A 13,101-nucleotide genomic window follows, 5' to 3' on the forward strand; every position below is an offset into this window, starting at 1 on the left:
ATTAAGTCCCTCCTTCCCGCTCGCCGCACCGCCCGTTCCCTTTTACCGTCTCCCTTAGCTGTTTTTGCAGAAGAAGTATACGTTTCTTTCATTTTTTATTGTTTTTTCTCTCGACTTTTGGTATTCTGCTCTTTTTTTGCAGAGCACAATAAATTTCATTGCAAAATCAGATTGCAGTCTGTATAATGGACTTTAACACATCAGTCTGACTGAATCCGCGGAGCGCGGCGGCCTTTCCTCCGGGCCGCAGCCGCCGTGGGAAGAAAGGATGAAGCACGTGACAGAGCGTATATTCAACAAGGTACTGGTGGCCAACCGGGGCGAGATCGCCATCCGGGTGTTTCGCGCCTGCTACGACCTGGGGCTCCACACCGTGGCCATGTACTCCCACGAGGACATCAACAGTCTGTTCCGCACCCGGGCCGACGAGGCCTATCTGATCGGCCACAACAAGTCCCCCCTGGGGGCCTATCTGGACATTCCCGCCATCATCGACCTGGCCAAGCGGCGGAAGGTGGACGCCATCCACCCGGGCTACGGCTTCCTGTCCGAGAACCCGGACTTCGCCCGGGCCTGTGAGGCCGAGGGCATCAAGTTCATCGGCCCCTCCTCCGAGGTGCTCTCCCGCATGGGCGACAAGCTGGCCGCCAAGGCCACGGCCATCGCCTGCGGCGTGCCCACCATCCCCGGCTCCGACCGCCCCCTGAAGGACGCGGACGAGGCCCTGGAGAAGGCCGTTTCCTACGGTTTCCCCATCATCCTGAAGGCTGCCGCCGGCGGTGGCGGCCGCGGCATGCGCCGGTGCGACACGCCGGAGGAGGTGGCCCCCGCCTTTGAGCTGGTGCGCAACGAGGCCCGGAAGGCCTTCGGCAGCGAGGACATCTTCATCGAGAAGTACCTGGTAGAGCCCAAGCACATCGAGGTGCAGATCCTGGGCGACCAGTACGGCAACGTGATGCACCTGGGAGAGCGGGACTGCTCTCTCCAGCGCCGGTACCAGAAGGTGGTGGAGTACGCCCCCGCCTGGAGCGTGCCCCAGGAGATCCGGGACAAGCTCCACGCCGACGCGGTGAAGGTGGCCAAGTATGTGGGCTACGTCAACGCGGGCACCGTGGAGTTCCTGGTGGACAAGGACGGCAACCACTACTTCATTGAGATGAACCCCCGGATCCAGGTGGAGCACACGGTCACCGAGATGGTCACCGGCGTGGACCTGGTGCGGGCCCAGATCCTCATCGCCGAGGGCTGCCCCCTGTCCGACCCCCGCATCGGCCTGACCAAACAGGAGGACGTGCACATCAGCGGCTACGCCATCCAGTGCCGGGTGACCACCGAGGACCCGGCCAACAACTTCGCCCCCGACACAGGCAAGATCACCGCCTACCGGTCCAGCGGCGGCTTCGGCGTCCGGCTGGACGGCGGCAACGCCTACACCGGCGCGGTCATCTCCCCCTATTACGACTCCCTGCTGGTCAAGGTCACCGCCTGGGACAACACCTTTGTGGGCACCTGCCACAAGGCGGTGCGGGCCGTCAGCGAGGAGCACGTCCGGGGCGTGAAGACCAACATCCCCTTTATCACCAACATCCTCACCCACCCCGCCTTCCAGGCCGGCCAGTGCCACACCAAGTTCATCGACGAGACCCCCGAGCTCTTTGACATCAACATCGGCCGGGACCGGGCCACCAAGGTGCTCAAGTACATCGCCCAGATCCAGGTGGACAACCCCTCCGCCGAGCGCAAGCAGTACGACATCCCCCGGTTCCCGCCCGTCACCGGCAACCGGCCCGAGGGGCTCAAGCAGATGCTGGACCGTGAGGGCCCCGAGGCGGTGAAGCAGTGGGTGCTGGACCAGAAGAAGCTGCTCATCACCGACACCACCATGCGGGACGCCCACCAGTCCTTGCTGTCCACCCGGGTGCGCACCCGGGACCTGCGTCTGGCGGCCGACGGCACCAGCGAGATCCTGGCCGACTGCTTCTCCCTGGAGATGTGGGGCGGCGCCACCTTCGACGTGGCCTACCGGTTCCTCCACGAGTCCCCCTGGGAGCGGCTGGACACCCTGCGGAAGAAGATCCCCAACATCCCCTTCCAGATGCTCCTCCGGGGCGCCAACGCGGTGGGGTACACCAACTACCCCGACAACCTGATCCGGGAGTTCGTGAAGGAGGCCGCCCGCAGCGGCATCGACGTGTTCCGCATCTTCGACTCCCTCAACTGGGTGCCCGGCATGGAGGTGGCCATGGACCAGGTGCTCCAGGAGAACAAGCTCTGCGAGGCCACCATCTGCTACACCGGCGACATCCTGGACCCCAAGCGGGACAAGTACACCCTTCAGTATTATGTGAACCTGGCCAAGGAGCTGGAGCGCCGGGGCGCCCACCTGCTGGCCATCAAGGACATGTCCGGCCTGCTCAAGCCCTACGCGGCCAAGAAGCTGGTGTCCACCCTGAAGCAGGAGGTGGGCCTGCCCATCCACCTCCACACCCACGACACCACCGCCAACCAGGTGGCCGCCTACCTCATGGCCGCCGAGGCGGGTGTGGACATTGTGGACTGCGCCATCGCCTCCATGTCCAGCCTGACCAGCCAGCCCTCCATGAACGCGGTGGTGGCCGCCCTCCAGGGCACGGAGCGGGACACCGGCCTGGACCTGCAGCGGCTCCAGAAGCTGGACGACTACTGGGCCGACGTGCGCCTGCGCTATGACAACTTCGACCACGGCCTGAAGAACCCCACCACCGACATCTACCGCTACGAGATCCCCGGCGGCCAGTACACCAACCTGTATCCCCAGGTCATCTCCCTGGGCCTGGGCCACCGGTTCGAAGAGGTCAAGGAGATGTACAAGACCGTCAACGACATGCTGGGCGACATCGTGAAGGTGACCCCCTCCTCCAAGATGGTGGGCGACCTGGCCATCTTCATGGTGCAGAACAACCTGACGCCGGAGAACATCGTGGAGCGGGGCGAGGCCCTCACCTTCCCCGACAGCGTGGTGAGCTATTTCAAGGGCATGATGGGCCAGCCGGCCTGGGGCTTCCCCGAGGATTTGCAGCGGGTGGTGCTCAAGGGCGAGAAGCCCATCACCTGCCGGCCCGGCGAGCTGCTGCCCGCCGTGGACTTTGACGCGGTGCGGGAGAAGATGCGCCCCTTCATGGGCGGCGACGAGATCAATATGCGGGCCATGCTGTCCTACTGCCTCTACCCCAAGGTGTACGAGGAGTACCGGCAGCACCGCAACGAGTACGGCTACATTGCCCGCATGGGCAGCCATGTGTTCTTCAACGGCATGGCCCTGGGCGAGACCAACCAGATCAACATCGAGGAGGGCAAGACCCTGGTCATCAAGTACCTGGGCCTGGGCGACCTGAACGAGGACGGCACCCGCACCGTCCAGTTCGAGCTCAACGGCCAGCGCCGCGAGGTGGCGGTGCCCGACAGGACCGCCGAGGTGAAGGGCGTCCAGGTCACCCTGGCCGATCCGTCGGACAAGAGCCAGGTGGGCGCCTCCATCCCCGGTATGGTGTCCAAGGTGAGCGTCCAGCCCGGGGACCGGGTGGAGGCCAACCAGGTGCTGGGCATCATCGAGGCCATGAAGATGGAGACCAGCGTGGTGGCCCGTCTGGCGGGCACCGTGGAGGCCGTCCATGTTCAGGAGGGCGACAACGTCAAAGCCGGTCAGCTTCTCTTCACCGTCAAGCCCGATTGACCCCGTCTCCCCTGTGGTCTGTCCGTCGCCCTCCGCGCCTCCGGCGCGCCGCGCTGTGCGCGTCCAAGCGCCGCCCCTGGGGCGGCCTTGCCCCGGGGCGATTCACTCGTCCCGGGGAAATGGAGTCCGGGGTCCCCGCAAAACCTGTTTTGCGGGGCCGACAACGTCAAGGCCGGTCAGCTCCTCTTCACCGTCAAGCCCGACTGATTTTTCCATCAAAACCGGCTTTCCAAAGGAAAAAGCGCGCGCCGCAGATCTGCGGCGCGCGCTCTCTTATTGTCTTTTCCGGCTGCTCAGGCCTTCCAGTCCCGGATCTCCCGCAGGCCGGGCACCAGCACCTTAGCGCTGGTCTCCAGGATGATGCGGCCCTTCTCCGCGGTGGCACCGGAGGGGTCCCCGCCGATGCCGATGGGCTTGCCGTCGGCGGTTTTCCAGTCCTCGGACACCCAGCCGATGGTGACGCTGCCCCCGGTCTTCAGGGTCTGGTTGCCCACAAAGGCGGTGGGGATGCCGGCCTCCGCCGTCTCCAGCTTCACCAGCGAGGGGTCCACCGCCATGACCATGGAGGTCTCCATCTCCCCGCCGTGGAAGTCGTAGATGTTCCCCTCGGACACGGTGGCCCGCACGTCCGGGTGGCCGAAGGCGCCGGAGGAGAGGATGAAGGGGGAGATGCCCAGCTCGCTGCGCAGCTCCCGGCTGAGCACCTGGACAATGGGTGCGTTGCCCCCGTGGCACACCAGGAAGGCCAGCTTCTTAAATCCGTGGTGGGCCAGGCTGACGCTGATGTCGTAGAGCAGGTGGTAATAGGTGTCCGGCCGCAGGGTGACCGAGCCGCAGAAGTTGCGGTGCTCGGTGCTCAGGCCCACCGGGATGACGGGGAAGGCCAGGATGGGAAAGTCCTTCTCCCCCGCCTCCTCCAGCGCCCGGCCCAGGTACTCCACCATGGCCTCGGCGATGATGTCGTCGGTGCCCAGGGGGGCCTGGTTGCCGTGCTGCTCCAGGGCGCCCACGGGGATGAGAATGATGGTGTTCTCCTTGTCCACCTGTTCCATCTCCAGGCGGGTCAGGTCTCTGTAATTCCGGATCATGCTTTTGCCTCGATTCTCTTGGCCACGCTGGTGGCCTTCAGGCGGTCGTACAGCAGGAAGCCCACCACATAGTTGAGCAGGAGCTTGATGAGATTGAAGGGCACCGTGGCCAGCACCAGGAACAGGGGCAGGTTCTGGATCAGGGGGTTCACCGCCCCCACGGCCAGGATCACCTCATTCAGGGGCATGCCCATGGCCTTGGCGTACAGGGGCAGGGTGATGCAGGCGTTGAGCACGCAGGAGAAGGCGATGCGGATGGGCAGGCTCACCGCCAGGGCGGTGATGCCGGCCTTCCGGTCGCCGCCCATGCGCTTGAAGATGGCCCACAGGGGCAGGATGAAGAGCAGAGTGCCCAGCAGGTTGGCAAACTCGCCCACAAACATGGTGGTGGTGCCCACGGTGAGGAGCTTGATGAGGATCTTCACCACCTCGATGAACAGTCCGGGCACTGGACCCAGCAGGAAGGTGGCGATGATGGCGGGCACGTCGCTGAAGTCGATCTTGTAGAAGGGCGGCATCATGGGCAGGGGGAACTCAAAGGACATGAGCACCCCGGCCACGGCGGCCAGCATGGCGGTGAGCACGAAAATCTGGGTCTTCTTCATGGATTTCATTGCAATGTCCCCTTTTCAGAGCCAAATTTACAAGCTCGGTAAACCCTCCGAAACCTGGGGACAAAAAAAGACTCCGTGCACAACCGTGGGGCACCGAGTCTCTGTTTCTCTCCATTTCTTCTCTCATCCAGACTATACTGTCGGTTTTGGAATTCCACCAAATCAGCCGCTTGCGCGGGTCGCGGACTATACCGCCGGTAGGGAATTGCACCCTGCCCCGAAGAATTTATTGACTTGTCGGGGACAGTATAGCACAACCGTCCGGCGCTGACAAGACAGATGACCAAATTTTCTCTCCCGGAAAAAGTTCCGCCGGAGGGCCGAGGCCTTCCGGCGGAAAATCAGGGTGGAAAGGCTTGTCAGCCCTCCTTATCCTTGTCTTTTTCTCTGTCCTTCTTGTCCTTTTTCTCCTCTTCGGTCTCCTCGGGCAGCACCACCACTTTGATCTCCATGACACGGCGGTGGTCCACCTTGGTGACGGTCACGTCCAGGCCGTCGGCCTGGAACCGGTCCCCCTCCTCGGGGATGCGGCCGATCTGCTCCATGACCCAGCCGGACACCGTGTTGGCGTCGCAGCTGCCCTTGATGGAGAACAGGTCGTACAGGTCGGTCAGGTCGGCGGAACAGGAGATGAGGTAGCTGCCGTCGGGCTGCTTCTGGAACTGCTCGATGACCTCGTCGTGCTCGTCCCAGATCTCGCCCACCAGCTCCTCCACAATGTCCTCCATGGTCACCAGGCCCTCGGTGCCGCCGTACTCGTCCACCACGATGACCATGTGGGCCTTCTCCCGCTGGAGAATGCGGAGCATCTGGGAGATCTTGGTGTTGCCGGTGGTGTAGAGCACGGTGCCCATAAAGGAGGCCAGGTCGCTGATGCCGTGGTACCGGGCGGCGTGGAAGTCCTTCTCGTGGATGATGCCCACGATGTCGTCGATGTCCTCGTGGTACACGGGCAGGCGGGAGAAGCCGCTCTCGGCGAACACCTTGGCCACCTCGTCCATGGTGGCCGTGTCCTCCACCGCCACGATGTCCACCCGGGGGGTGAGGATCTCCTCCACCTCCATGTCGCCGAACTCAATGGCGGAGCGGATCAGCTCGCTCTCGTGCTGGTCCAGGCCGCCCTCATCCTCGGCCTGGTCCACCATGGTGATGAGCTCCTCCTCGGTGATGCCCTCGTCCTCCTTCTTGTGGAAGATGAGGGTGAGCAGCTTCTTCCACTGGGTGAAGAGGAAGTTCAGGGGCCGCAGCACGGTGAGGAAGAACTTCAGCAGGGGCGCGGCGAACATGGCAAAGGCCTCGGGGGACTCCTTGGCCAGGCTCTTGGGGGAGATCTCGCCAAAAATCAGGATGACCACCGTCAGCACCACGGTGGACACTGTGGGGCCGTAGGTGCCCAGCAGGTCGGTGAAGAGCACGGTGCCGATGGTGGTGGCGGTGATATTGACAATGTTGTTGCCTATCAGGAGAGTGGAGAGCAGGCGGTCAAAGTCCTCCTCCAGGTCCAGGGCCAGGGCGGCCCGGCGGTCTCCGGCGTCGGCACGGCTCTTCAGCCGCACCCGGTTGAGGGAGGAGTAGGCGGTCTCCGTGGCCGAGAAGTAGGACGACATGGCCACCAGAAAGATGAGAACGACTATCATGATAATACTGGCACTGTCCATAATGGAACTGATCACTCCTAAGTACTATGTATTTGCAGGGGGTTGCCCCGGCGTTTTCCCGTTTCTGCGCGCAAAAGGACAGCCCTATCCCAGAGGGATAACGCTGTCCTCAACACATGCAGCTATGCAGTTGGGTAAGGGAGGTTCGTCCACGAGTGCTCACCGGGTCCTTTCCTGCTTATTGGTACAGATGATATCACAGCCCCGCGCAAAATGCAAGAGGCGCATTTTGCCCCCATGGTCCGAAAAGTTTCTCTCCGGCAGCAAAATGGTTTGCCATCCCCTACAATTTAAGCTATACTAATTTTGTATGGCCTGCCGGGCGGCGCTGCCGCTCTCCAGGCCCTGATTCACACAGGGGCCCCCAACCGGGCCTACGGAGGTTTCTATGGACCAGCTGAAATTTTTTGTTCCCACCCTGTTCGGGCTGGAGGGCCTGGCCGCGGACGAGCTGCGCCGTCTGTCTCTGGCCGACGTGCGGGCGGAAAACGGCCATGTGCTGTGTACCGGCCGGCCTGGGGACATTCCCCGCCTCAACCTGAACCTGCGCACCGGTGAGCGGGTGCTGCTGGTGCTGGGTTCCTTCCCCGCCCCCGACTTTGACGCCCTATTCGAGGGCGTGCGGGCCATCCCCTGGGAGGAGTACTTCCCCCGTACCGCCGCCTTCCCCGTGAAGGGCCACAGCCTCAACTCCGCCCTCCACTCGGTGCCCGCCTGCCAGTCCATTGTGAAGAAGGCGGCCGCCGCCCGGCTGGGCAAGGCCTATGGGCTGGAGACCCTGCCGGAGAACGGCCCCCTGTTCCAGATCCAGTTCTCCATCATGAAGGACACCGCCACCATCATGCTGGACACCAGCGGCGCCGGGCTCCACAAGCGGGGCTACCGTGCGGTGGGCGTGGTGGCTCCCCTGCGGGAGACCCTGGCCGCCGCCATGGTGATGCTGTCCCAGTACCGGGGCAGGGACCCCTTCTGCGACCCCTTCTGCGGCTCGGGCACCATCGCCATCGAGGCCGCCCTCATTGCCAGGAACCGGGCTCCCGGCCTGGACCGGTCCTTCTCCGCTCAGAAGTGGCCCTGGCTGTCCTCACAGGCCTGGATGGACGCCGCCAGCGAGGCCATGGACAGGGAGTTTGACGGCCAATACGACATCTGGGGCGGCGACATCGACCCCAAGGCGGTGGAGATCGCCCGCTCCAACGCGGAGAAGGCCGGAGTGGACGACCTGGTCCGCTTTGACGTGGCCGACGCCACCCGCTTCCACCGCAGCGAGCCCTACGGCCGGGTGGTCACCAATCCCCCCTACGGCGAGCGCATCATGGAGAAGCGGGAGGCTGAGGGCCTGTATGAGGCCTTTGGCCAGGCGGTGCGGGGGCTGCCTGCCGGGTGGCGGGTGTCCGTCCTGTCCTCCCACACCGAGTTCGAGCGCACCTTCGGCCGCACCGCCGACAAAAAGCGCAAGCTGTACAACGGCATGATCAAGTGCGACCTGTTCCAGTACAACAAGCGGTAAGCCAGCCCCCCACACCGGGAGGCTGTCACAAAAAGGAGTCTGAAATGAAACGAACCGTCCGCAAGCTGTCTCTCCTCCTGTCCCTGGCGCTTGCCCTCTCCCTGGCCGCCCCCGCCGCCCTGGCGCTGGAGATCAAAGGCACCTACACCGAGGGCATGGCCACCGCCACCGACGGCTCCGCGTGGGGCTACGTCAACGCCTCGGGTATCGTATCCATTCCCCTCCGGTTTGAGGAGGCCTCCGACTTCTCCCTGGGCGTGGCCCGGGTGAAGGAGGACGGCAAGTACGGCCTGCTGCGGCAGGACGGGCTGTGGCTGCTGGAGCCTCTGTACGACAGCCTGACCCCGGTGGACTGCGGGGTGTACATCGCCCGGCGGGAGGGCGTGTGGGAGCTGCTGTCCGTGGTGCCTGTACCCGGAGAGAAGGGTGCCTCCCACCAGCTGTATACCGGCGCCAGCTCCATCACCGTGGAGCAGGGGACAAAGGGCAAGGAGATCGTGATCCGCTGGGCCGACCGGGACAGCGCCCGAATCAGCCTCTCCTCCCTGCCCCAGGCGCTCTCCAACCTGGGGGTGCCCTTTGCATCCTTCTCCCTCCGCTCCGGCCGCATCGCCGCCTTCTCCGACGTGTCCGGCAAGGACTGGTTCGACCTGTGGGTGGACCTGGCCTATAACCTGGGCCTGATGGAGGGCCCGGGGGACGGCACCTTCCAGCCCTACAGCACCCTCACCGTGGGCGAGGCCCTGAAGATGGCCGCCGTGCTGGACAGCACCTACGCCGGCAGGACCTTCTCCAGCGGCGGCGACCCCTGGTACACCAACGCGGTGAACTACTGCCTGACCAACGGCATCATCACCGACACCACCTTCAGCAGCTACACCCGGCCCATCACCCGGGCCGAGCTGGCCCTGGTACTGGCCGCCACCGCCCCCGTCCGGGAGGCGGACGACATCAACGACGCCGGCCGGGTGGCCTCCTCCATCCCCGACGTGGCCGGCGGCGACTTTGCCGCCAGCTCCATCTACGCCCTGTACGCCAAGGGCATTGTCAGCGGCAGCGACAAGCAACTGACCTTCCGGCCTGAGGCTGTCATCACCCGCAGCGAGGTGGCCGCCATGGTGGCCCGCATCGCCCGGCCGGAGCAGCGCATCCTCCTCTGGCCCGCCAACGACTCCCCCGCCTACTACCGTGCCGCCGGGGTCCAGCTTGTCTCCTCTACTTTTTCATAAGGAGCTGAGCGTGCTTTGAAGCACCTGTTCATCATCAACCCCGCTGCCGGAAAACACGGCAGCACCGACGCCCTCACCGCCCAGATCAGAGAGATTTTCGGCGGCAAGGGGCTGGACTACGAGATCGCCTTTACCAGCGGCGCAGGCACCGGGGAGACCCTGGCCCGGGCCGCCGCCCAGACGGGAGCGCCGGTGCGCATCTATGCCTGCGGCGGAGACGGCACCCTCAACGAGGTGGTCAACGGCGCCGCCGGATATGACAACGCCGCCGTCACCAACGTGCCCAAGGGCACAGGCAACGATTTTCTGAAGATCTTTGGGAAGGACTACCGGGCCCGTTTCTCCGACCTGGCCGCCCTGGCGGAGGGGCCCCAGGCCGCCCTGGATCTGATGGACTGCAACGGCAAGCTGGGTCTGGGGGTCATCTGCGCCGGCGTGGACGCCCGGGTGGCCGCCGACGTGTATAAATACAAGGCGCTGCCCCTGGTGTCCGGCGTGGGGGCCTACATCCTGTCCCTGGTGGTCAATGTGTTCAAGGGCCTGACCCGCCCCACCCAGATCCGCGTGGACGGCCAGACCCTGGACGGCCTGAGCACCATCATCTGCATCTGCAACGGCCGGTACTACGGCGGCGGCTTCATGCCCGTGGGAGACGCCCAGCCCGATGACGGCGTGCTGGACATGCTGGTGGTGCCCAAGGTGAGCCGCTTCACCTTCTTCCGCCTGGTGGGCAAGTACGCCAAGGGCCTCTACCGCCAATGTCCCCAGGTCATCCGGGACTTCCACTGTCAGGAGATCTCCTTCACCTCCCCGGAGGAGCTGGTGGCCGTGGTGGACGGCGAGGTCATGCGCTCCCGCAGCTTTACGGTCCGGCTGTCCGGGAAGAAAATCAACTTTTTTTACCCCTCCGACGTATTTTGGCGTGAAAGTTTACAGACTGCTAACAATTGCGAGCACTCATTTTCTGCAGCATCCCGTTAGAGTGAGAAAAACGGAGCTTTCAGTATTTTGAGTGAGCTATTTTTAAAAACGCTGGATTTTACCTGAAATTCGGGTGAAAATCCAGCGTTTTTTTACTTGCACATTTTGCGTTCCAAAGCTATTATTATAGGTACGTTAGCACTCCGGTAAAATGAGTGCTAAGACATGAGATAGTTTACAAATATATGCTTCATATATGCAAGGAGGAACCAGCTATGAATCTCAAACCCCTGGCTGATCGCGTGATCATCAAGATGGTGGAGGCCGAGGAGACCACCAAGAGCGGCATCATCCTCACCGGCTCCGCCAAGGAGAAGCCCGAAGTGGCCGAGGTCATCGCCGTCGGCCCCGGCGGCATGGTGGACGGCAAGGAAGTCGTCATGACCGTGAAGGTGGGCGACAAGGTCATCACCAGCAAGTACTCCGGCACCCAGGTCAAGGTTGAGGGCGAGGAGTACACCATCGTCCGTCAGGGCGACATTCTCGCTACTGTGGAGTAATTAAGACGCGCTGAGCCGGCGCAAGTCAGCGAAGCGTGTTCCAAGCGTCCCAGCCGCCAAGTGCCGTGAATGGACGCGCATTTCACCCTGAACTTATCTCACAAATTGGAGGTTTTTCATTATGGCTAAGATTATCTGCTACGGCGAAGAGGCCCGTCACGCTCTGGAGCGGGGCGTGAACCAGCTGGCCAACACCGTGAAGATCACCATGGGCCCCAAGGGCCGCAACGTGGTGCTGGACAAGAAGTTCGGCGCTCCCCTGATCACCAACGACGGCGTGACCATCGCCAAGGAGATCGAGCTGGAGGACCCCTTTGAGAACATGGGCGCCCAACTGGTGAAGGAGGTCTCCACCAAGACCAACGACGTGGCCGGCGACGGCACCACCACCGCCACCCTGCTGGCTCAGGCCATCATCCGCGAGGGTCTGAAGAACCTGGCCGCCGGTGCCAACCCCATGGTCATGAAGAAGGGCATTGCCAAGGCCACCACCGCCGCCATTGACGCCATCAAGGCCAACAGCCAGAAGGTCAACGGCACCGCCGACATCGCCCGCGTGGGCGCTGTCTCCTCCGGCGACGAGACCATCGGCAAGCTGATCGCCGAGGCCATGGAGAAGGTCTCCAACGACGGCGTCATCACCGTGGAGGAGTCCAAGACCGCCGAGACCTACAGCGAAGTGGTCGAGGGCATGCAGTTCGACCGGGGCTACATCACCCCCTATATGGTCACCGACACCGAGAAGATGGAGGCTGTCCTGGACGACGCCCTCATCCTCATCACCGATAAGAAGATCTCCAACATCCAGGAGCTGCTGCCCATTCTGGAGCAGGTCGTCCAGTCCGGCAAGAAGCTGCTGGTCATCGCTGAGGACGTGGAGGGCGAGGCCCTGTCCACCCTCATCGTCAACAAGCTGCGCGGCACCCTGAACGTGGTGTGCGTCAAGGCCCCCGGCTTCGGCGATCGCCGCAAGGAGATGCTCCAGGATATCGCCACCCTGACCGGCGGCACCGTCATCTCCTCCGAGGTGGGTCTGGAGCTGAAGGAGGCCACCATGGATATGCTGGGCCGTGCCCGTCAGGTGAAGGTCTCCAAGGAGAACACCATCATCGTGGACGGCGCCGGCGACAGCGAGGCCATCAAGGCCCGCGTCGGCCAGATCCGCGCTCAGATCGAGACCACCACTTCCGACTATGACCGTGAGAAGCTCCAGGAGCGTCTGGCCAAGATGGCCGGCGGCGTGGCCATCATCCGTGTGGGCGCTGCCACCGAGGTGGAGATGAAGGAGAAGAAGCTCCGCATCGAGGACGCCCTGAACGCCACCCGCGCCGCTGTGGAAGAGGGCATCGTGGCCGGCGGCGGCACCGCCTATGTCAACGCTGTGCCCGCCGTGGAGAAGCTGCTCGCCGAGACCGAGGGCGACGAGAAGACCGGCGTGCGCATCATTGCCAAGGCCCTGACCGAGCCTATGCGCCAGATCGCCACCAACGCCGGCATCGACGGCTCCGTGGTGCTGGAGAACGTGAAGAAGGCCGACAAGGTGGGCTACGGCTTCGACGCCTACAACGAGACCTATGTGGACATGATCTCCGCCGGTATCGTGGACCCCACCAAGGTGACCCGCTCCGCTCTGGAGAACGCGTCCTCCATCGCCGCCACCCTGCTGACCACCGAGTCCCTGGTGGCCGACAAGCCCCAGCCCGCCGCTCCCGCTGCTCCCGCTGCTCCCGACATGGGCGGCATGTACTAAAAAATAGCCGCTGACCCTTGATACCGCTGGATCTTCTGTGGCTGGTGTCCCCGATTTAC

Annotated in this window: 9 protein-coding genes and 1 riboswitch; of the genes, 6 read left to right on the forward strand and 3 right to left on the reverse strand. The window is 63.6% G+C overall.

Annotated elements, in window-relative coordinates:
- Nucleotides 1-268: 268 nt before the first annotated feature.
- Nucleotides 269-3,712, forward strand: a complete 3,444-nt coding sequence (locus Q0K23_RS05800) for a pyruvate carboxylase (protein WP_294519094.1) — start codon at nt 269-271, stop codon at nt 3,710-3,712.
- Between the two features lie 293 nt (nt 3,713-4,005).
- On the opposite strand, the gene Q0K23_RS05805 is transcribed toward Q0K23_RS05800, so the two are convergent.
- The 3 genes from Q0K23_RS05805 to Q0K23_RS05815 all read right to left on the reverse strand — a co-directional run bounded on the left by Q0K23_RS05805 (nt 4,006) and on the right by Q0K23_RS05815 (nt 7,072).
- Complete coding sequence (locus tag Q0K23_RS05805) at nt 4,006-4,800, reverse strand: creatininase family protein (RefSeq protein ID WP_294519097.1); 795 nt, start codon at nt 4,798-4,800, stop codon at nt 4,006-4,008.
- On the reverse strand, nt 4,797-5,414 hold the full coding sequence (locus tag Q0K23_RS05810) for an ECF transporter S component (protein ID WP_294519100.1): 618 nt from the start codon (nt 5,412-5,414) through the stop codon (nt 4,797-4,799). Before Q0K23_RS05810 ends, Q0K23_RS05805 begins: the two co-directional genes overlap by 4 nt.
- A 111-nt stretch (nt 5,415-5,525) precedes the next feature.
- Nucleotides 5,526-5,643, reverse strand: a riboswitch (FMN riboswitch).
- A gap of 130 nt (nt 5,644-5,773) precedes the next feature.
- Nucleotides 5,774-7,072, reverse strand: coding sequence for an HlyC/CorC family transporter (locus Q0K23_RS05815; protein ID WP_294519102.1), 1,299 nt, complete (start codon nt 7,070-7,072; stop codon nt 5,774-5,776).
- A 388-nt stretch (nt 7,073-7,460) separates the two neighbouring features.
- Here Q0K23_RS05815 and Q0K23_RS05820 point away from each other — a divergent pair, with 388 nt between their 5' ends.
- From Q0K23_RS05820 to groL, 5 genes are all read left to right on the forward strand, one after another.
- Complete coding sequence (locus Q0K23_RS05820) at nt 7,461-8,582, forward strand: class I SAM-dependent RNA methyltransferase (RefSeq protein ID WP_294519105.1); 1,122 nt, start codon at nt 7,461-7,463, stop codon at nt 8,580-8,582.
- Between the two features lie 44 nt (nt 8,583-8,626).
- Nucleotides 8,627-9,811 (forward strand): S-layer homology domain-containing protein, encoded by a 1,185-nt coding sequence (locus Q0K23_RS05825; protein ID WP_294519109.1) that lies wholly within the window; start codon nt 8,627-8,629, stop codon nt 9,809-9,811.
- Between the two features lie 15 nt (nt 9,812-9,826).
- Entirely contained in the window at nt 9,827-10,792 is a 966-nt protein-coding gene (locus Q0K23_RS05830) for a diacylglycerol kinase family protein (protein WP_294519113.1), read from the forward strand.
- A gap of 215 nt (nt 10,793-11,007) precedes the next feature.
- Nucleotides 11,008-11,292, forward strand: coding sequence for a co-chaperone GroES (gene groES / locus Q0K23_RS05835; RefSeq protein WP_294519117.1), 285 nt, complete (start codon nt 11,008-11,010; stop codon nt 11,290-11,292).
- Between the two features lie 121 nt (nt 11,293-11,413).
- A complete protein-coding gene (gene groL / locus Q0K23_RS05840; protein WP_294519120.1) occupies nt 11,414-13,042 on the forward strand; it encodes a chaperonin GroEL in 1,629 nt (542 codons plus the stop codon).
- The last annotated feature ends 59 nt before the right edge of the window (nt 13,043-13,101 follow it).

Source organism: uncultured Pseudoflavonifractor sp., assembly GCF_944387275.1.
Taxonomy (GTDB): Bacteria; Bacillota; Clostridia; order Oscillospirales; family Oscillospiraceae; genus Pseudoflavonifractor; species Pseudoflavonifractor intestinihominis.